The sequence below is a fragment of the Paenibacillus sp. 7516 genome, assembly GCF_002272715.1.
In the GTDB taxonomy this organism is placed as follows: domain Bacteria; phylum Bacillota; class Bacilli; order Paenibacillales; family Paenibacillaceae; genus Paenibacillus; species Paenibacillus illinoisensis_A.
Genome location: NZ_NPBI01000006.1, coordinates 279373 through 300788 on the forward strand (window position 1 = coordinate 279373; position 21416 = coordinate 300788).

19 protein-coding genes and 1 pseudogene are annotated in these 21416 nt (G+C 45.0%); 3 read left to right on the forward strand and 17 right to left on the reverse strand.

Features of this window, described 5'->3' with window-relative positions; all coding sequences use genetic code 11:
- Positions 1-34: 34 nt before the first annotated feature.
- From CHI14_RS04685 to CHI14_RS04720, 7 genes and pseudogenes are all read right to left on the reverse strand, one after another.
- Positions 35-454 carry a GNAT family N-acetyltransferase gene (locus tag CHI14_RS04685; RefSeq protein ID WP_481856386.1) on the reverse strand — a complete coding sequence of 140 codons (420 nt, stop codon included), beginning with the start codon at positions 452-454 and terminating at the stop codon, positions 35-37.
- Positions 455-1300: 846 nt separating this feature from the next.
- A pseudogene (locus tag CHI14_RS04695) lies at positions 1301-2001 on the reverse strand (ankyrin repeat domain-containing protein).
- A 9-nt stretch (positions 2002-2010) separates the two neighbouring features.
- On the reverse strand, positions 2011-3519 hold the full coding sequence (locus tag CHI14_RS04700) for an S-layer homology domain-containing protein (RefSeq protein WP_095287260.1): 1509 nt from the start codon (positions 3517-3519) through the stop codon (positions 2011-2013).
- A 119-nt stretch (positions 3520-3638) separates the two neighbouring features.
- On the reverse strand, positions 3639-4331 hold the full coding sequence (locus tag CHI14_RS04705; RefSeq protein ID WP_095287261.1) for a response regulator transcription factor: 693 nt from the start codon (positions 4329-4331) through the stop codon (positions 3639-3641).
- 5 nt (positions 4332-4336) lie between these two features.
- A complete protein-coding gene (locus tag CHI14_RS04710; protein WP_095287262.1) occupies positions 4337-5806 on the reverse strand; it encodes a sensor histidine kinase in 1470 nt (489 codons plus the stop codon).
- 223 nt (positions 5807-6029) lie between these two features.
- Positions 6030-6602, reverse strand: coding sequence for a sugar O-acetyltransferase (locus CHI14_RS04715; protein ID WP_095287263.1), 573 nt, complete (start codon positions 6600-6602; stop codon positions 6030-6032).
- A gap of 37 nt (positions 6603-6639) precedes the next feature.
- Positions 6640-7602 carry an ROK family protein gene (locus CHI14_RS04720; RefSeq protein ID WP_249280997.1) on the reverse strand — a complete coding sequence of 321 codons (963 nt, stop codon included), beginning with the start codon at positions 7600-7602 and terminating at the stop codon, positions 6640-6642.
- A gap of 297 nt (positions 7603-7899) precedes the next feature.
- Between CHI14_RS04720 and CHI14_RS04725 the strand changes: the two genes are divergently transcribed.
- A complete protein-coding gene (locus CHI14_RS04725; protein ID WP_249280998.1) occupies positions 7900-8511 on the forward strand; it encodes a TetR/AcrR family transcriptional regulator in 612 nt (203 codons plus the stop codon).
- Positions 8512-8552: 41 nt separating this feature from the next.
- Positions 8553-10868: an MMPL family transporter gene (locus CHI14_RS04730; RefSeq protein WP_095287265.1), complete on the forward strand. Its 2316-nt coding sequence runs from the start codon at positions 8553-8555 to the stop codon at positions 10866-10868.
- A gap of 262 nt (positions 10869-11130) precedes the next feature.
- On the opposite strand, the gene CHI14_RS04735 is transcribed toward CHI14_RS04730, so the two are convergent.
- Positions 11131-11604, reverse strand: coding sequence for a GNAT family N-acetyltransferase (locus CHI14_RS04735; protein WP_095287266.1), 474 nt, complete (start codon positions 11602-11604; stop codon positions 11131-11133).
- 117 nt (positions 11605-11721) lie between these two features.
- Positions 11722-11928, reverse strand: coding sequence for a DUF6366 family protein (locus CHI14_RS04740; RefSeq protein ID WP_095287267.1), 207 nt, complete (start codon positions 11926-11928; stop codon positions 11722-11724).
- A 230-nt stretch (positions 11929-12158) separates the two neighbouring features.
- Here CHI14_RS04740 and metE point away from each other — a divergent pair, with 230 nt between their 5' ends.
- Positions 12159-14453 carry a 5-methyltetrahydropteroyltriglutamate--homocysteine S-methyltransferase gene (gene metE / locus CHI14_RS04745; RefSeq protein ID WP_095287268.1) on the forward strand — a complete coding sequence of 765 codons (2295 nt, stop codon included), beginning with the start codon at positions 12159-12161 and terminating at the stop codon, positions 14451-14453.
- A 92-nt stretch (positions 14454-14545) separates the two neighbouring features.
- Here the strand turns inward: metE and CHI14_RS04750 are convergent, their stop codons facing one another.
- From CHI14_RS04750 to CHI14_RS04785, 8 genes are all read right to left on the reverse strand, one after another.
- Positions 14546-15382: an alpha/beta fold hydrolase gene (locus CHI14_RS04750; protein ID WP_095287269.1), complete on the reverse strand. Its 837-nt coding sequence runs from the start codon at positions 15380-15382 to the stop codon at positions 14546-14548.
- Between the two features lie 231 nt (positions 15383-15613).
- The gene (locus CHI14_RS04755) at positions 15614-16699 is read right to left on the reverse strand and encodes a YhgE/Pip domain-containing protein (RefSeq protein ID WP_095287270.1); all 1086 of its coding nucleotides are present in this window, start codon (positions 16697-16699) and stop codon (positions 15614-15616) included.
- Positions 16700-16797: 98 nt separating this feature from the next.
- Positions 16798-17229, reverse strand: a complete 432-nt coding sequence (locus tag CHI14_RS04760) for a MarR family winged helix-turn-helix transcriptional regulator (protein WP_095287271.1) — start codon at positions 17227-17229, stop codon at positions 16798-16800.
- Between the two features lie 179 nt (positions 17230-17408).
- Complete coding sequence (gene bshB2 / locus CHI14_RS04765) at positions 17409-18083, reverse strand: bacillithiol biosynthesis deacetylase BshB2 (RefSeq protein WP_095287745.1); 675 nt, start codon at positions 18081-18083, stop codon at positions 17409-17411.
- 23 nt (positions 18084-18106) lie between these two features.
- Complete coding sequence (locus CHI14_RS04770) at positions 18107-18451, reverse strand: YojF family protein (protein ID WP_095287272.1); 345 nt, start codon at positions 18449-18451, stop codon at positions 18107-18109.
- Positions 18452-18612: 161 nt separating this feature from the next.
- Positions 18613-19998: an MEDS domain-containing protein gene (locus CHI14_RS04775; protein WP_095287273.1), complete on the reverse strand. Its 1386-nt coding sequence runs from the start codon at positions 19996-19998 to the stop codon at positions 18613-18615.
- 279 nt (positions 19999-20277) lie between these two features.
- Positions 20278-20502, reverse strand: coding sequence for a hypothetical protein (locus tag CHI14_RS04780; RefSeq protein ID WP_095287274.1), 225 nt, complete (start codon positions 20500-20502; stop codon positions 20278-20280).
- Between the two features lie 94 nt (positions 20503-20596).
- Positions 20597-21289 (reverse strand): CPBP family intramembrane glutamic endopeptidase, encoded by a 693-nt coding sequence (locus CHI14_RS04785; protein WP_095287275.1) that lies wholly within the window; start codon positions 21287-21289, stop codon positions 20597-20599.
- Positions 21290-21416: the final 127 nt, after the last annotated feature.

The following is a 21416-nucleotide window of genomic DNA, read 5'->3' on the forward strand; positions in this document are numbered from 1 at the left end:
TCAGGACTGTCATGGTTTTATTTTTATAAATAATTCAGAGTTCTAATACCGATACAAGCTCGCCATGACACACTTCACCGTTCTCGTTGAAGCCTAAGCTCTCATATAACTTCTTCGCAGCCAGGTTATCTGGGCTATAGGGAATCCAACAAAGTTTGGCTGGACCCGCCGGAAAAGTGCGTATGAATTCAATTACCTCCAGCATTGCTTGACGGCCATATCCTTCATTTTGGTGTTGCTTGTCTATCATGAGTCGTAATATACAGTAGTTATTCTCAGCGATTTTGGGGAGATCATAACCGATAATTCCATACGTAATCATTACAAACCCAACTGGTTGTTCATCAGCATAGATTGCAAATGGAAAAGACGAACCCCCATTGGTCGCTAAAACATAACACGAAGCTACACTTGAAAGATTAGGATGCCACATATTTTTGCTGATCTTCTGCAACCTCCAAGTTAAAGATCGTACGTCGGTTATCCAATGTAATCTTTCTGAGCGTAATCACGATTGATCCCTTACGGATCTTATTGAACTGAATACTACGTCCATGTCTGAAAGAATCTCCTTTTCACTTCTAACTTATTGTGCTCTGCCCATTGGTGAAGCTGCTGTAACCCTTCGCGTTCTTCATTCTTATCAAAAAAGAAACATAATTCCATTGGCACTAACCACCGGCCATGCAGTTTGAAACCAATTCTCTGGTTATTCATGTAGATACACTTGATTTGAGAAGTATCGTATTTGTTTGCCTTAGGGGAAACAACGTAATCTGTTCCAAACGTAAACGTTAGTTTCGTAAATAACATTTTTAACAGCACAATGATATAAGTCAAAACGTATATGGTCAAAAACGCGAGAAAAATCGTAGACCATCGGTCATCGCTCCTGTTGAAACTAACAAACAAAAAAATTCCCAACATGGACATGGATATTAAATTCCGTTTTGCGCTTGGATAAAATGTTTTAAATGTTCTCTCCACCTTCCCGTTCCTTTCCGCCTAAAATTCACACCGCAAGATTTAATCTTCTCAAATGATAACCCATATTACACCAATAAAGATATATTTTTATAAATGAAACGGAATAAGTAACCGTCTCAGCGCTGACATTTAGATTCCGAATTCGTGAAACGAAGTAATTTGGCCTGTATTCATTTCAACCTTCAAATTTCTATGTCTAAACAAAGAAAGCCGCCATATCGGCGACTTCTTCTACAATCATATGCAAAATAGATAATCCACATGCTACGTTGCAATACTGTTTCTTTTCATATTATCGACCTTCCCAAATACTCTATTTCGCACCTGCCTGAAGCAGAATCTCCTCGATTTCCTTGAAGCCCTTCTTCTTGGCATGACTCAGAGGCGATACACCATCTCCATCCGCAAGATTCACATCTGCTCCATGGTCTATGAGCAGCTGGATCGTTTCCTGCTGCCGTATATTCCCATCGTTCAATAGGATCGCTTCAAGCAGTGCCGTCCAGCCTAATTGATTGACATGATTCACATCTACTGAAGTTTCATTCAGAAGCTCCCGTATCACATCCACATATCCGTGCTCTGAGCGGGAATCAGTGCTGTTCCTCCATATCGATTCGTCATCGATGGATCGGCTCCAGCATCAATTGTGAGCTTTAAAATATCCAAGTACCCTTCAGCACCAGCGTACAGAAACGGATTGTTCTTCATATCATCCTGTATGTTAACATCTGCACCAGCTTCAATCAGGATTTGAGCCGATGCGAGATCATTGTTGTAGGTCGCAATCATCGCAGCTGTTCTTCCGCTATTATCTTGAGCATTGATATTGGTCCCCTCTTGGATTAGTCTTTCGATCCTCTCAGGGTCTGAATCCTCCGCTGCCTCTAGAAGCTGTTCATTCAGGGAAGCTGCCTGCTCCTCCACTCTGGAGTTGTTATTTACTGCCGGAGCACAGCCTTGGACGACGAACACCGTGCTGATTAGAATAGCTATCAATATTGACTTGCTCATACTGCCTCCTTACTGTAGCGTTACGGTTACCTCCGAAGCGACACTCCAATCCCCCACTGGGCTGACTTCATAGGTCGTGTCTGGACTTAACTTGCCATCGTTAACTAGATCGAAAACTCCTGTTGCACCTTTCCGGCTTGAATATTTATATGTCGCCGTCAGGGTATCACCGCTCGGGGAGGTTAACGTTACACTTCGGCCCGAAAAAAGCTCATCCCCAGGATCTTGTGCAAGTGTAACTTCAATGGATGTTTCACTCACCGCCTGTGCACTTGCAACTTGTAGCGCATCAAACGATCGTGCGGTGAATGTCGCATTATCGATGTTCGCCCAATCCGAAGATACCGTATATTGGACACCGGATTGCAGGGTCTGTCCATCAGGTAATCTGAACTTTGGTTCTTGTTTGCCATCTGTTGATTGCGTAAACGGAACATATCTGGCAACGATCGGTTCTCCGCCTTCCGGCGTAATCATGACTTGTCTTGCTTGCATGGAAGAGATAATCTGATACGTTTGTCCTCCAGCTTGTTCCTGGTTGTCCAGCACGAACGCATTTGCCCCTCGACCACCGCTGTAAGCTGAGATGATATAACCGTAATCAACTACACCGTTTTCCTGCAACGCTTCAATCTCGAACGTATCGTTCGTTACTTGACTAACTTTCGTCATATTTAATTTTGTTCCACTGCCTTCGAAGGAACCAGCCTGTTGCCCTTTATAAGTAAGGTTATATACCTCACCAGCTTTTTGAACAGACGTAGGAACGATGTATGTTGCAATGGATCCTGTTTTCAGGCGAGGCATATTGGTTAACGTCAATCCGCCACTTAGCGCGAAATCCGTTTGTGCTTTGGCAAAGACTTCATCTGCTGCCGTGAGTGGTTTATCAAAAGTCACGATTAACGTAATGGCATTCAGCGATCTGACACTCTCAATCTGAGCCTGCTCGGAAGGAATGGCTTGGCGGGCCGTATTCAGCAGCACCGCTGTTTCGCCGCGAGTAGACGACCCATTCTCGGCATAGAATGTGCTCATCCAATGGTGAACGGATTTCACGTCACGCTGCATCGCTTTGGATACAACCTGTTCAAGTTCTGCATCGGATACTTGGCTTTGCGGATTGAATTGACCCTCATTTGCCTCCATGACGCCCAGTTCAACGAGCTTCGTTGCATAAGGAGCATACCATGCAGCCGGATTAACGTCCGTTAGTTCTACGCTTTCTCCACTCTTGTCTTCCAGACTGAAGGTTTTGTACACCAGTGAAGCTAGTTCTGCACGGGTAATGGCTCTTTGTTCACCCATGGATTGATCGGCATATCCGTTCATGATCCCCAGGCTGTTCAATTCCTTAATGGCAGCGTCGATCTGCTGACTGCTAAGCTGTGCCGTTGTTGCGTTAGCGTTTGTAACGTATGTAGCTGCATGTACTTGGTTCGCAGCAAGCGGGAATACGGCTGTACCTAATGCAGTTATGGTCAGAAATGCAGCGATTTTTCGGGTTGTCGGATTCATGGTTGAATTCCTCCTCTATAGGTTGGTCTTGCCTGTATCTATAGAATAGAGGACAAAAAGAAACTCCCAAGGTCAAAATGATTAACAAAATATAAACTGAAGCTAATTTTTCTCGAAACTTAAACGGTAAAGCGGTAGCCCGCACCCCATACGGTTTCAATGTAATCCGGATTTTTAGGATTGGTCTCCAGCTTACCGCGCAGCTTGCGAATATGAACCGTAACTGTTGCTATGTCTCCGCTGGAATCCATGCCCCAGATCCGCTCGAACAGATCGGATTTACTGAACACACGGTTCGGATGACTCGCCAAAAATACGAGCAGATCGAATTCCTTGGTTGTAATCGCGACCTCTTCCCCGTTCAAGAAAACGCGGCGTGATCCTTTATCGATATGAAGTCCACGAATGTGAATCTCATCCTGCTCAACCGGTTTGCTCATGCCCAGCAGTCTCTCGTAGCGGGTTAGATGAGCCTTTGCTCTAGCAACCAGCTCACTTGGGCTGAACGGTTTTGTAATAAAATCATCGACCCCCAAATTAAAGGTCCTGATCTTGTCTATCTCCTCTTTTTTTGCGGAGACAACAAGAATCGGTACTTCCTTCACCTCACGAATACGCCTGCAGCATTCGAAGCCGTCAAGCCCCGGAAGCATCAGGTCAACAATGATCAAGCTGTAATCTCCCTCCAGAGCGAGCTTCAGGCCTTCCTCTCCGTTATGACAGAGCTCCACAGTAAATCCGTTAAGCTCAAAATAATCCCGTTCCAATTCGGCAATTGTTGTTTCGTCCTCAATGATTAATATGCTTGTCACTGCCGCTACTCCCCCTTGTCCATGAGCCTTTTCAATTGAATAAAAATCGTTGTACCTTCACCAGCCATACTGTCTGCCCAAATGAATCCTCCGTGTCCATCGATAATCTGACGAGCGATCGCAAGTCCTAGTCCGCTTCCCCCTGTCGAGGAATTGCGAGATTGCTCTGCCCGATAGAAACGCTCGAAGATGTGAGGCAGCGCCTCTTCCGGTATCCCCTTGCCGTTATCCTTAAACGCCATCGTAATCCATTCGTTATCTGCTTGAAGTGTAATGCCGAATCGTTTGTGTTCATTCTCCATGTACTTCAGTGCATTATCGACTACATTGACGACAGTACGTTTTAGTTTGTCGAGATCCACTGAAGCCATAACTGGACCTGACGCCTGGTTATCCCAATCGAGCGCGACCCCGTTATCCTCCAGATCATATCTCAGCTCTTCAATGCTGTCTTCAAGGAAATCAACAAGGTCTACAACTTTGAACAGGAAAGGCTCCTGATTTAAATCCAGCTTGGAATAGAGGAACAACTCGTCAACCAACTTATCCATGCTGACTGCCTTCGAGTGAATGATATTGACGTAGGTCTCCATTTTCTCCGGAGTGTTCGCCACCCCATCGCGAATCCCCTCAATATAGCCTTTAATGTTGGTGATCGGTGTCCGGAGATCGTGCGAAATGTTGGAGATGAGCTCTTTGCGATTGGCTTCGTCCTGCTGCCTTAGTTCATTGGAACGCTGCAGTTGGTTCCGCATGCTCTCAAACGCTTCGCTGAGCTGGCCAACCTCGTCATTGGAATGAAGCTGGAGCTTGAAGGAGAGATTGCCTTCCTTAATCTGCTCTGCAGAGTTCTTCAGCTGATTCAGCGGTTTAATGAAGCTGCGAGTAATCCAGCGGAACAGCAGCAGATTGGCAATAATGAGCACCCCGATAAGCAGGATTGACATCACGGGCAGCAGCTTACGGGTCAGTTCGGCAAAAGGACTCCGTTCACGAATGACGAAAATGCTTCCCCGTTCCCCGTCCGTATACTTAAAGTCAAATTTGGCATAGGCATAGAAGCGTTCACCAATATTAAACGTGCTGCGTATCTGATAGTTGTTCAGATCATAAGCAGGCAGTGCCTGCTTCAGTTCAGGCTGATTGAAGGTCAGCGATTCGAAGATCTGACTGTCCTCACGTCTGACATAGAGACCTGACTTCTCGGCTCGAAGTTTCATGTCGTATTCACGCAGCAAATCTTTGTTTTGCAGCTCATCCGGTTCATTTTTGGCCATAAACTTCATCTCTTGAAAGATCGATTCTCCCTGTTCAGTCAGTGGGTTGATCTGATAATGCACCTTATAAATATCACGAAAACTCTGCAGATCTCCTGTTGCCGCAATCGTATACAGACTTGCCGTAAGCAGGATAAACAGCAGACTTATCACGAGCATGCCCGTGAAGGACAGCAGCATCTTTATTCGAATGGACATGGGTTCCCCTTTATAAGCATGGTATAGGATTAGTTAGTGCACATGTTAACACAAGATGGATTCAATTGCCCAGATGCAAAAAAGCCAATATGGAACGCTCTCCATATCGGCTTCGATTTAATTTTATCATCCCATCATGCAGATTTAGCTGTCTTCCACGAATCTCATAACAAAAACCTGTTACAAAGATATGCGTTCTCAGCTTTCATTACAGCATAGGAGGTTACTGCGAAAATTCAATGTTCTTGATCACCTTGGCTGGATTTCCCCCAACAACCACGTTGTCCGGAACGTCCTTGGTTACCACGGCTCCGGATGCAATGACTACATTATTGCCAATGGTGACTCCAGGATTGATGATCGCTCGTCCACCTACCCACACGTTATCTCCGATTGTTACCGGCTTACCATATTCAGGGCCTTCATTTCTCTCCAAAGGATCAATCGGGTGTGTCGCCGTATAAATATGAACTCCTGGCCCAAACAAGCAGTGACTGCCGATCCTCACCTCACACACATCCAAGATGGTGCAATCGAAATTGGTGTAGAAGTGATCACCCACATGGATATTGTAGCCATAATCAAACCGGATATTAGGCTCCATGCTCAGATGCTCACCCGTTGAGCCCAGCAATTTTTTCAGGATATCTGTTCGAAGTTCCTCATCCGTTTCGGTACTCTGATTATACATACGAGTCATTCGTCTTGCGTACGCTCGATCACGCGTCAGTTCAGGGTCCCAAGCTTTATAGAGCTCTCCAGCGAGCATCTTCTGTTTTTCCGTCTTTGTATCCATATATCTAACATCCCTCTCCGTATTGTAATAGTTCACGTTACCTCCGTTTTTCCACAAGCTGCAGCGAATATGAGAGGCTTTCCAGAGTCATTGATATTAATCCAAACATATAATTCTCATCTGGGTCATTCAATAGTCTCATCTGAGGCATATGCATCTCTGGTATGTACTTCAAGCATTCATTCCAGATAATCTCTACATCCTCCGGCTGTACCAACGTGCCAGTCAATGCAAGGGTCTCGGGGTTCATCACAGCAATCAGACTTGATACGGCACGTGCAGCAATCGAATGGAATGTATTCCGATTATGTAGTAATCTGAACTGCTCATCGTGGGAGAGACCGAATGGCAAAAAGGCGATCTCCCCGGCAAACTGGGTATTCCCCCTGTGAATATGCCCATCAATCATGATTCCTGCACCTGGTAAGGAGCCTTCAATGAAGGTCGCGACAATAATAGACTCCTCATCTTCGTATTCCTGTTTCTGATATAGACCGTACACCATCAGGTTCATGTCGTTCTCTACAATAACCTCGACCCCATGTCTTTTTCGGATGGAATCCGCCAGTGGAACATTGACCAGGTTGGGGATATCCGACACATTAATGATGCCTTGATGAACAGCACCTGGAACACCGATACCCACAGCTCGGATCTGCGGATGGTTATCGATGAGGCTATCCATAAGCTGAATGATGAAGCCTTCATTCATTTGATCCGTTTCCGTATTCAGTTCCCCTTTTTCCACAGTTTCCCCTGCCAGATTAACCACGCCATAAGTGATAGAGTGATGACTGATTCCTGCCTTCACGATGAGACACACGATGTAGGCATAGTTTTCGTTGTACTTATAAATCTGAGCGGGCCTGCCCCCACTCGATTGCTCCATATCCAGTTCCACCAGTTCACCTGCATTCAACAGATCGATTAATATGCTGCGGCAGGTAGCGACACTTAACCCTGTTGCTTGTGCAACCATGGATTTGGTACCTTGTCTCATTGTCCTTAATGTTTGCCGCACCAATTCCTCATTCATCTTCTTCACTCGCATGGTGTTGTTCGTAATGGGTCCTTTTGTAATTCTTCTCACCTCTCACACTTATGAAAATACTTTCGTTAAGTATTAACATAATTGATTTTCACAACACTGTCCACAGATTTCCGCAAGCATAGTCTTAATAAAATGATTAAATTCCTTTTGAGCAAAATTACCCTTTGGGTAAAATTGCACAATGGGCAATGAATTGATATGATAGAACCATTCGCAAATCCATTGAGGAACTGGAGGTGAGACTATTTGAAACAGAGTTTGCGAGCCATTAAAAAGGAAGCGACTGCAAGTGCCCTATCTGAAGCTGCATTCCAACTTGCATTAGAGCATGGAATGGACGGATTTGTGGTTGAGGATGTTGTGCAGCGTGCCGGATACTCGCGAAGAACGTTCGCTAATCATTTTTCCTGTAAGGAAGAAGCCGTGGTTATGGCTGGTGAACACTTTCACAGAATGGAGGAATACTTCGAAATGATCAGTCAGCTGCCTGAGGATACAACACCACTGGAGGTGATGTATCAGTTCATTAAGATGCAATTGACTGAAGAAGTCCTTCGTCGTATTTATCAGATTTTGGAACTTTCAAAGATTTATCCAAGCTTAATGCCTCATACGCTAACCCTGCTGAATCGCTTGCAAAACGGTGCTAAATTGATGTTAAGTGAACTATTCGGTGATCGTTACCCGGCGGGGTATAATCACTTTCTTGCTGGCGCTGTTTGTGCGGCAATTATCCCTATGCTGGATGGGAGTGTACACGTACAACTTCCTGGGCTTCCTTCAGGAGATAAGGAAGAATCTATTTCATTCGATGAGTATATAGATTCTATGTTTACGTATTTGCGAGATGGATTTTAGAAGAGGCGAACTTTAGAGATAGAAGGAGAGAAATCAATTCGATGTCAAAATTACTCTACAGGCTGGGGAAAACGGCTTACGATAAACCGTGGTATTTCATTATGGGTTGGATTTTGGTGCTCGGCATTGTAGGAACGGCACTTGGCATAAACGGAGTGCACGTTTCCTCAGACATCAAACTCGAAGGAACAGCATCCCAGAACGTCTTGGACAAATTGGAAAAGGAGCTTCCTCAAGCCTCTGGTGGTCAGGGCAGCGTAATATTTAATATCCCTGAAGGCGAGCGTTTGGATACGCCTGAGAATTTGGCAGCCATCAGTAAGGCAGTAAGTGAAGTTTACAAACTGGATTATGTTATTAACCCTGCTGAGCTCGCTGCTGCCAGTGGCGCCGATGCCTCAGCTATGCAGGAACAGGCCAGTCAGAGTGCTGCTGGAGCAGGCGAGCAAAGTGCGGATCCAAGTAACCTGCCTCCTTATGGACCACTCATGATTGAAGGAATGCCAGTACCTGGCGTGTTGATCTCAAACGCTGGAGATGTTGCGCTGTTCCAGTTCCAATTCACAGTGCAGCAAAACTCCCTGCCTAAAGGTGTCACGGATTCGGTTGTGAATGCAGTAAGCGAAGCCGAACAAGGTACAAACATCTCGGTTTTGCCAAGTGATTCCCTGAAAGAAGTGGGCATACCGATTGGAACCAACGAAATCTACGGATTGGTCATTGCGGCAATTGTGTTGTTCATGACACTGGGATCCGTTGTTGCCGCAGGTTTGCCGATTGTCATTGCCCTGTTCGGGGTTGCGGCTGGTGTTGGTGGAGCATTTGCTGTCTCCAACTTTGTCAGCATGACATCCTTTACGCCTGTACTCGCTCTCATGATCGGACTTGCCGTTGGTATTGACTATGCATTATTCATCGTCAATCGTCAGCGGAGACTGATTTTCGACCAGAACCTGAATGCCCGCGAAGCGGCCAGCAGAGCTGTAGGAACAGCAGGAAGTGCCGTGTTCTTTGCTGGATTAACGGTAATCATTGCACTTTGTGGAATGCTGGTTATTGGTATCACCTTCCTGAGCATGATGGCTATCGTTGCATCGGTTACCGTACTGTTCAGCGTACTGATTGCCCTTACTCTTCTCCCTGCATTGCTGGGTCTACTGGGTGAGCGCATCTGCTCTCGTAAAGCAAGAGAGAAAAATCAGGCCAACGCACACAAAAAATCAAATGGGTTTGCAAATCGCTGGATCTCTGGTGTCGTTAAATTCCGCTGGCTTGTCATTGTCGCTGTTATTGTCGTTCTGGGTACGGCTGCAATCCCGGTAGCCAAAATGGAACTGGGCATGCCTTCTGGCGCTACCGCTAACCTGGATACTACTGCACGGCAAAGTTACGATGCCATTTCAAAAGGTTTTGGTGAAGGATTCAACGGTCCCCTGCTCATTGTTGCTGAACCTACTGACGCTTCCCAAACCGTATCATTACAAACATTGGGCGCCATCGCCCAGGATCTGCAACAATTTGAACATGTCTCTGTCGTTACACCAGCAGGTGTGAGTGAAGATGGCAAAATGGCTATTCTGAGTCTCATTCCAGATTCGGGTCCAACCGACGCAGCAACCAAACAGCTGGTTGAACAATTGCGTTCTCCCGACTCTACCATTGCAACCAATCACGATATGAAGCTTGGCGTTACCGGACTTACAGCGGTCAATATTGATATGTCAGCCAAATTGGCTGAAGTCTTCCCGGTATATATCGGAATTATCGTTGTCCTGTCTCTGGTCATCCTGCTTCTGGTCTTCCGCTCCATCCTGGTTCCGATCAAGGCAACGATTGGATTCCTGCTTAGTATTCTGGCTACATTCGGTCTGACCACTGCCGTATTCCAGTGGGGTTGGGCGAAGGCGTTGTTTGATTTTGACACGGGCGGTCCTCTGCTCAGTTTCATTCCAATCATGGTAACAGGAATTCTTTACGGTCTGGCTATGGATTATCAGGTCTTCCTTGTTTCTTCGATGAGAGAATCCTATGTACACGGAAATCGTGGTAACCAAAGCGTTATGAATGGCTATCAGATGGCCAGCCGCGTTGTGGTTGCAGCTGCCATTATCATGGTATCCGTATTTGCAGGCTTTATTTTCACACATGATATTATGATTAAACAGATTGGATTCGCCTTGGCCTTGGGTATTTTGATTGATGCATTCGTTGTTCGGATGGCGCTGGTTCCTGCAGTTATGTCTCTCTTTGGAGATAAAGCCTGGTGGCTGCCAAAATGGCTGGATCGCTCGCTTCCTAACCTCGATGTGGAAGGTGACAAGCTCATCGCTGAACTGAATGCAAAGGAAAAACAGTAAGATAATTAGGATCAGATTTCACCTGTCTGTTGCGACAAAACTGGACTCATCTCCTACGTTATAAGCACATGATTTGTTGAATCTTATTAGCAGCGATCAAACCAAAATAAAGCACTTTCTTGGCCTCTACTTGTCATACGACAAATAAAAAGCCTTGAGAGTGCTTTATTTCTGCAATTTTCGTACTCTGTTAAACATATCTAATCCATTCAATTATTTATAACGTGTTCACAGATTATGTTTGTTCATTACTTCAACCATTTCAATTCACTCGCTGATGCACCAGGTCTTTCTGAAAGGCAAGAACCCTGTCCCAGTCTCCACTGAAAATCGGAATGCTGTAATACCCTACCCTCTCATAAAGCGCTGCAGCTTCTGGCTGAAGTGGACCCGTCTGAAGCTTCAGATTGGTATAACCAAATTCCACAGCAAGACGTTCAGCTTCCCCAAGTATGGCCTGAGCAACGCCTTTACGACGATAACCGGGCCTTGTGTACATACGTTTCACCTCAACGGATTGATCATCCAGCGGCCTAATAGCTCCGCACCCTACCGGATGCCCATCCAGTCTGGCTACAATAAAAGCAGCACGAGGCGTTTCGACATCTGATGGTTGAAAGCCTGCGGTTCCATCCCCGCCGTATAACAAGCCCAGCTCACTGCTTAATTCCCGGATCAACTGTACAGAATCCTCACTGCGTACGTCCTCAGCAGCCGCTTGTACAACCAACGACATATGTCAATCCCCCTTTACTTTATTGGTTTTATTGGTATTACGGATGTGTATAAAATAACATTAGTTGATCGCAGCGTCAATTGCTCCATCGATAGATCTTTTGTATAAGGAAGTGAATTATTTTAACCATACAAAACCAGCTATTATTAATACGATAACCACTCCTATACCGATCCATCCCAGACTGCTTGCCAGTTCCCCCAGATTACCAAATTGCGCACGGTCCAATCCATTCTTGAACGTACCCCCAGCATGATCACGCTGCTCTTCTCGCTGTAGTCGCTCTCTCATCATCTCGGGAGTTTCTTGATCTTTGTTCTTCATCATTTCCCCTCCAATGGTTTAGATCGATGACTTATTCTTAACAGAGTCAATGTTTGTGTATGCATCTAGGTAATCATGCCATATGGAGTAAACTTCCAATTCTTTTTCCACCAATCTCCGCTCTTTTGATATAGTTTCAAGCTATAGCTAGATATAATTTAATGGAATTACATTATAACTTCACATCTGTGATAACTTTTCTGTAACACATTTGAAGAGGGGTTATGTTGATGACAAAAAGCAGTGTATTAGGTTACCCGCGAATTGGCGCTGATCGGGAATGGAAAAAAGCACTCGAAGCCTTCTGGTCGGGCAAACTGGATGAAGACACGTTTCACACCCGTTTACAGGAGATCCGATTAAACCATTTGCGCAAGCTGCATGATCAAGGAATCGATCTCATTCCGGTCAACGACTTCAGTTATTATGATCACATTCTTGATACGGCCGTGATGTTCGGTATTGTTCCCAAACGATTTACATATGACGGCGGGGCCGTTCCTTTATCTGTGTATTATGGCATCGCACGAGGTACGAAGGATGCTGCAGCCAGCGAAATGACAAAATGGTTCAACACCAACTATCATTACATCGTCCCGGAGCTGAATGATGTAACACCCACACTTACCGAGAATAAACCTCTTATCGCTTACCGCGAAGCCAAAAAGAAGCTCGGGATTGAAGGCAAGCCGGTGATCGTCGGACCCTTAACCTTCCTGAAGCTCTCCAAAGGTTACGACAAATCCGAGACGGAAGCCTGGCTGGAACGCTTGCTTCCACTCTACACACAGGTGCTTCGGGAACTTGCAGAAGAAGGCGTACAGTGGGTTCAGATTGATGAACCCGTTCTGGTTACCCAGTTAAGCAAGGATGACCTACAATTGCTCCAGAACATCTATAAGACGTTTGCAGACGCAGTCCCTAATTTAAACATTTTATTGCAAACTTACTTTGAATCCGTGGAGAATTATAGCGACATCATTACCCTTCCCGTACAAGGAATTGGACTGGATTTCGTCCAAGGGCTCTCGGGCAATCTGCAATCCATTAAGACAAATGGCTTCCCGGCTGACAAGATTTTGGGCGCAGGCATTATTGACGGTCGTGGAATCTGGAAGGAGTCACTTCAAGAGAAACTGTCACTGCTTGATGAGCTGATCGAACAGGTTGCACCTGAGAGCATAATCGTACAATCGTCTTGCAGTCTGCTGCATGTACCTGTTACAACAGAACGCGAGTCGAACCTCGACCCTGCGCTCAAGAGCTCGCTCGCCTTTGCAGATGAGAAGCTGAAGGAAATTGCTCTTCTGACAAAAGCATGCACATCAAGACATGCCGACATTCTGGATGCGATTGATAAAGCAGATCAGGCGCTGCTGCCTCTTAAGCAGTCACAAGAACGTAATCGCCTCGATGTGCAGCAGGCTGTTACAGCACTCCGATTACAAGAGCCTGCGCGTTCACTTCCGTTCGCTAAACGTCATAATGCTCAGCAGAAAAAATGGAAGCTGCCTCTTTTTCCGACAACTACGATCGGCAGTTTTCCTCAATCTGCAGAAGTACGCAAGACTCGGCAACTATGGCGCAAGAGTGAGTTGAGCAACGAGCAATATACCCAGTTTATTCGGGAGCAAATTGATGCCTGGATTCAAATTCAGGAAGAGATCGGACTGGATGTCCTCGTTCACGGGGAGTTTGAGCGCACAGATATGGTGGAATTCTTCGGTGAGAAACTCGCAGGATTTGCCTTTACTCAGTATGGCTGGGTACAATCCTACGGTTCCCGGTGTGTAAAACCACCGATCATTTTCGGTGACGTAGCCTTTGTTCAGGCAATGACGGTCGAAGAAACCAAGTACGCCCAGTCGAAGACCCAGCGTCCGGTAAAAGGCATGCTGACCGGACCGATAACCATTATGAATTGGTCGTTTGTCCGGGATGATATTCCGCGCGAGCACATTGCTTATCAGCTGGCTTATGCACTCAGACAGGAAGTGGAAGCTCTTGAACAGGCGGGTATTGGCATGATCCAGGTGGATGAACCTGCTGTTCGTGAAGGCCTTCCACTCAAACAAAATGAGCAAGCAGATTATTTGGCCTGGGCAGTCAAAGCATTCCGCATCTCTACATGTACGGTACAAGAAACAACGCAAATTCATACCCATATGTGTTACTGTGAATTCCATGACATGATCGATTCTATTGAAGCCATGGATGCTGATGTCATCTCCATAGAAACATCACGAAGTCACGGAGAGCTCATTCACAGCTTTGAATTAAATACGTACAAACTCGGCATCGGGCTGGGTGTGTACGATATCCATAGCCCTCGTATCCCGAGCGTGGAAGAAATGACAACCATGATTGAGCGCGCCTTGCGTGTGCTGGATCCCAAGCTGTTCTGGATTAATCCCGATTGCGGCCTGAAAACCCGTGGACGCGAAGAAACGATCGCCTCCTTGCGTAACATGGTTGAAGCAACCCAAATTGCTCGCGAACAACATCATGCCATCCAAGCCGTATAAATTAAAAAAGAGCAGGACGCCCCTCCTTCATATGGGGTGTCCTGCTCTTTTTCATTTCTAATTTTTTTCTAATGTTATCAGTTCAGTTAACCTTAACCCTGTAAAAAATCAATCAATGCTGCATTAAATTGTTCAGGGTGCGTCGCATTAAATCCGTGTGGTCCACCTTCTACAACCACCAGACGGCTGCCAGGGATGGATTGATGAGTACGTTGTCCACTCACTTCCAGCGGAACGATGGCATCTGAATCACCATGGATAACCAGTGTCGGAATATTAAATTTCTCCAGATCCTGACGGAAATCGGTAAGGCCAAAGGCAGCAATACAATCCAATGTTCCTTTAGGGGAAGCCAGAGCTGCAATATCCCGGTTATAAATACGGAACGGTTCGCTCACGAGGTCCGTACGGTCTCCTGCAGTGAAAAAGTTAGTTGTGAAACCATCCAGGAATGCGAGACGATCCCCTTTTACGCCATTTTGGAATTCTGCAATCGTTGCATCATCCAATCCACCTTGAGGATTGTCTTCTGTTATATAGAGATAAGGAGGAACTGCTCCCGCAAATACGGCTTTGGAAACACGTTCGGTTCCGTAAGTTCCGACATAGCGAGCTACCTCGCCGCCTCCCATGGAGAACCCGACCAGTGTAACATCGCGCAGATCAAGTTGCAGAATCAATTTATGTAAATCCGAAGCAAAGGTATCATAGTCATAACCATCCCAAGGTTGGGAAGACTGACCAAAGCCACGACGGTCATACGTAATAACACGGTAGCCTGCTTCGATCAGGGCAGGTACTTGCTTCTCCCAGGAACGCCCGCTCAAAGGCCATCCATGAATAAGGATGATGGGTTTTCCCGCGCCATGATCTTCATAGTACAGTTCGATTGGTTGTGCATTCTCTTCGCCTACATTTACTTTAGCCAAGGAAAATCCCTCCGTTAGTTATTATATTTTTGTTTGTTACTATTTAAAGGTTACATGTGCAAACGTTAATTGTCAATCGTACCCAAGAATTAGATGGAGTATGCCATTTGAACTGAATACAGCAAAAAACCTTCGAAATGACACCTGTCATTCTAGCAAAAAAAGCCGCCTGCTAGGCGACTTATCATGCAAACATATTTCTATTTTCTGTGCGTATAATGCTTGTCATGTTTAATGAGCGTTAGTGGTTGCTACGCCAGGTGCTGGTGCTCTATGCAAGGCCACACGTGCACAGGTTATTCCCCATGTAACCAGGGCAATCAAAATAAGATTAATTACGATTGAAGTTACTGGTGCTCCGCTATAGATGAGTCGGACGTATCCCAGAACAGCGTTGGATGCAGGCAGGAAATCCCCGATGTGACGATAGAATGGTGTGAGCATTTCGGTTGCGATAATGTTGCCTGCTGTCATGAGCTGGAAAGGAATCATGGCTACGTTAAACAGTGCGCCCACTCCACCAAATAATACAAATGACATTTGAGTCAGGCATACGCAGGCAATGTATACGAGAATATGGAATCCCCACATTTCCCAGAAGGAAGCGACAGGTGTGACAAACAACATGGCTACAGTCGTTATAATGAGAGGTGCTACGATACACACCATCAATAACAGAAGCTGTCTGGCCCAGAAAATTTTCCATCGGTCGTACTTGCGACTAAGCATCATGGTCGACAGATTCAATTGAATATTCATGGTCATCACTGCGATATATGTGATAAACCCAAGGATCATGGGCAGCATGCTGAGTGCAAAATTGGTGATGTTGTTAGACTTGACCACATTTGTCGTGACCACTTCTTTTTGAACGATTCCTGATAGCTGAGCGCCTACGCTGGTAGATATCCCTTCAGCCGAACCCTCCAATATGGATCTCGAAACTTCCGATGCTGCCTGATTGACATAATACGTTAATTGCCCTTCCCCTTTGTCCAGGTTCGCAGCGAACTGGGCAGGAATGCTTACGATCATGCCAATATCCCCATCATTCATGACTTGCTCAGCTTCCTCAAGAGATGCATAGCTTTCTGTTTTGAAAGGGACTGTTTCCTGAATGATCTTTTCTATTTTCTGTCCATTCGCTCCGTCCGAGTTAATAATACCTATTTTAAGTTGATCCACTCGTTCAGTTGCTCCGTTGTATCCCGTTAACCAGACAATGGTGAATATCAGTGGGACGACCAAAGCAAAGACCAACCCGATCTTGGTTTGTAGAATCTTCAAAAAATCTTTTAATACTGAAAAAACAGACATGAATTTCTCTCCTTCTTGGAAAAGCTCCAGATGCAAATTAATAGGCTAGCATATAATAGGCTATGCATGTATCTCTGCAAAAAAAGTCAGCTGACGCATCAGCTGGATATTCCTTCATAAATTTTGTTGAGCAGTACGGCAAGTTGTTCTGCCCCTTCCGGGGTAATTAACTCCCTTAATGACTGATCCATTTCATTCATCAGAGGAACTACCTGTAAATAAAGCTCTTTCCCTTCCTCGGAAAGCCGCAGCAGGATGGCTCGCCGATCAACAGGATCGGTGCTTCGAATAATAAGATCTTTATGTTCCAAGCGCTCCAATGTCTTGCCGACACTCGTCTGATCTTTACCGTGGAGTTCGGATAACTTCTTCTGTGTAATGCCTTCGTTCTGATAAAGTTGTTCGAGCATCCCATATTGTTCAGGTGTTATGCCGTAATCCTGCAGTAGATGGGTAACTCTTTTTTTGTGGACAAAGTACGTTCTGGATAGTAACAATCCAATGGGATCTTTCTCTTGATGAGTCGACATCAGGTAAGCCCTCCCTGAAATACTAGCATAGCCTATTAATATTCTTTAAGAAGAATATCCCTAATTTGAACCTTTGTCAATCTAATGTTTTCTGATCCGTACGTCCTTCTCTGTTAAAAATGAAAAAGCCGCCATGAAGGCGGCTCCGCTGTTCTTTGGTTGATAAGTGTTAAGACATTTTACTCAAAGCGATACGTCCAGAATGCTTCTCTGCCGAATCTGCGCTGGATTTCTTCGTCATCCAATTTCCGGTTGCCGACAAGCTCTGCAGCCTGAAATTGCGAACGGTGAGCCTGAATGGCTCCCATTTTTTGCTCCAGATATCCCCTTACATCAACATGTACATCTGGCTTTCCGATGGCCTGCTCATGGTTTTTGGAGAAGGCTACACAATATACGATGGGTCTCTCTTCTGCCGGCAGCCGGGAAATAGTCCGTATGACTGCAGCACCCGTAGCATCGTGGTCGGGATGCACGCTATAACCTGGATAAAAGGTAAAGACGATGGTAGGTTTAAGCTCCTCTATCAAATCCATGATGCGGCTATCGAGCAGATGAGCGTCCTCGAATTCGATCATCTTGTCGTGAAAACCAAGCATTCTCAAATCCTGAATACCAATTGCCTGAGCAGACTCTTCGAGCTCCACCTTGCGGATGGCAGGCAGAGTGACCCTGTTCGCAAATGGCGGAATGCCCATATTGCGTCCCATCTCACCTAAGGTCAGGCAGGCATACGTAACGTAAGCACCGCCATCAATATATTTTGCGAGTGTTCCGGCAACGGAAAAAGCCTCGTCGTCAGGGTGGGGATATATCACTAAAATACGTTCATTTTCGTATGACTTATTGTTCATGCTGTTTCGATCCTCCGCTTCCATCAGAAACTCTCCCGACTAAGTTGAAAGGCCACAACCAATTTACCCTGGCTGTCGTGACCCGCCAAAATCAGTCGATCCTTTTCATTTTCATCAATATGGGTAAGGCCTTCCGCATAAACCCAACCCGTCGTCGTTTTTAAGCCAACCCGGTATGGATTCGTGCCTGAAATTGATCCCTGTGTGTATCGAATAGCCGCATTGGAAATGAAAGCCGAGGCAGGGTGACGAGTACTATCGTAGTGATTGGCGTACGCACCTGTCGTCATTTCAAGGTGTAAGTATAGATCCTGATCAATGAAACCATTGAGCCGGGCTTGGACATCTTGAGGTTGTATAAGTTGCATAGTAATCTCCTTATGTGGTCTGAAAGATAAATACTTCATTCATTTTACCATATGTTCATGGAGAAATAACAATTCGTAATCACCTAACCGTTTACAATCCATCGGTGAGCACTAGTATGTTCCCTCAATGAGCCTCTAAGTGGTTAGGTTTATTGCATTCATTATGCTGTATACGTACCAAATTCCACTGTGAAGGTAATTGTGGTTCCGCACACCGTCGGATCTTCCGCTTCAATAGCAATTTCACCATTCATTAACTGTACAATTCGATGACATATCGCTAATCCGAGACCTGTACCTTCCGTCCGGCGAGTAACACTGTTATCCACTCGGTGAAATGGAATAAACAACTGACTCCGTTTATCCTGAGGAATTCCGATCCCTGTATCTCTGACCGTAAACTGAAGACGGACCTTACCCGCATCTGTGTAGAGCAGTCTGGCCACCAAGGAAATATCACCTTCATCCGTGAATTTCACTGCGTTTCCCAGCAAATTAAGAATCACCTGCCTGAATCTTCCATCATCCCCAATCAGAATCTCTGGAATATCCGGATCAATGGAAACGTGGACTTGCAGTTTCTTATTCAGAATTCCAACCTTAAGAATGTCCAGCGTATCCGTTATGGCTTCCCTGATGCTAAAGGCTTCCTTCAGGAGCTGTTCATGATTTGAATCCAATTTGCTATAATCCAGAATATCATTGACAATACGCAGCAGAGACTTCCCGCTTTTTTGCAGTGTGACCACATATTCCTTCTGCTTGTCGGTAAGATCGGTTGCAGCCAACAAATCCGTGATTCCCATCACGCCATTCATCGGGGTCCGAATCTCGTGATTCATGGTGGTTATAAACTCGCTCTTCACCTGGTTGGCCATTTCCATGGCTTCCTTCTCGATTAAGAGATGCTTCTGTTCGTTCAGCAATCTTCTCTGTACTGAAAGTGAAGGGAAGATGACCTCTTCCGAAGGCAGATGACTATATAAGGGTGATTTCACAAATTCAACGTCAGTCATCATGTACTCATGCTCTCTCATCATCTTAAGCTGCAATGACGAAGAAATGGCAGTCGCGTTATATGCGCATACGGATACCATCCCGTATTCACGGACTACATTGCAAGTTTGTCGCTCATAATTGACCAAATTCCCCTGGATCTTGTCTTCGCTATGCTCCCCCCACGTCATTACATTGGCCCACGTTCGAATGGACATGTTATTCTCTTGTACGATCCCCATTACCTGATGAAAATGAGTGAGAATATGCTGAAAACTAAAATCCCCCTGTGATCCGTAATAATCCACGTTGTTAGCATAATGAAGATACTGAAGCTGGTCACCAGAGATAACATCGTTGAGCTTGTTATAAATATCAAGATATGTGTCTGCTTCTTCTATCAATAAGATGTGATGACCTTGGTCTATACCCGTTAGAATATACGATACTGCATTATCAACATAACGATCGAAATCCTCGAACAAATAAATGATATGGCCTCCGTCCGTGACACTGGTCAACGAATTTAACGGTACTGCTTGTTTGTTCATATAAGGACTCCTCGGATCTTGCTTTTATTTTCTACTATAAAGGATATATATTCATACGTCACATCTATTATGGAAAAAACACGAAACTGTCGACGTAATCGAAAAGAAGCCGCCATAAAACGGCGACTTATATCGTCTATCCTGGGATCTATTTTACTTATGGAACATTATACGTCTTTCTGTAGCATAACTGGATTATCCTCCAAACTCGCTCTTCATTTTGATTAGTTTCTCCAAATGAGGCTTAATGGCTCTCTGAGTGAGATCCTTAATCTGCTCTTAGGTTGAAAATTCTCCCCACTCAATAGTGTAAACAGCCATTTCCTTGAACTCGTGCGCAAGGATATACAGATCCTCCTGCTTCTTCGAAGTCATAACCGTTTGATTAACCATGAATTGAGGATCAATGTCATTTACATAATTATCACTAAACTCAATAAGTGTTCGAAGGTAGTAATCAGTTTCTTCTGCTTGGTTCTTGGCCAGTTCGATGAGTTTCTGCACCTTAGCAGGATCTTCCTCATCGGTTACTTTACTGATTTTCTCAAGTGTTTCTGCCGTATGATAGTTGTACTTTTTTGCAATCCAGATTCCTGGTTCAACTAAAGATCATACCCGTCATCGTAAAAATGATATTCATATAGATGTGCATCAGAATGGAAGCAACGATTCCCTTAGATCGAATGGCGACTCCCCCCATAAAGAACCCGCCGATTGAAAAGGCAATGCATACCCAAATGGAGAAACCCAAGTCATAATGGGACATCCCAAAAAGCAGACTTGTAACAATTAATCCATAAACGCTACCAGACCATTTTATATATTGGCTAAGTGCGACGCCCCTCCAGACCCACTCCTCTAAAATGGAGTTTACGAGAGAAAATATCAGTCCATAATACAACAGCAGCCTGAATTCGTTACTATTCAAATCACTTGCATAGGAGTAGATAAAATAACTTGTTCCGATCACCATCACAACTGCAAAAATGCCAAGAAATCTCCACACCGGGTCTTCTTTTCCTCGCCATATCAATGGAAAGGAAATGCTTGCCCGGAAGTTTCCTACTCGAAGAACTTCAGCAGAAAAAATGCTGCGCACATTAATCATAAGGAAAGGAACTATGTATGCGATCACACTAAATCTGGATACGATAATACGCACTTCGTTAGCTACTCCTAGGGAATAACAAACCTCATTAATCCACTCCCGTAGGAAGTGCGAAATGGTATAACCGATCAGGAATATAAGGATAATTTTGAAACTTAGTAAAATCAGTGATTTGATTTTCATAATGGCTCCACGATCATTTTTAGTCTATCACGCTATATATTCACACTTGAGAATCCAATATATTGTATCATAACTTACCGTGATCCGTACCTACGGTTTATGACTTGAATGATCACCTAAGTTTTAT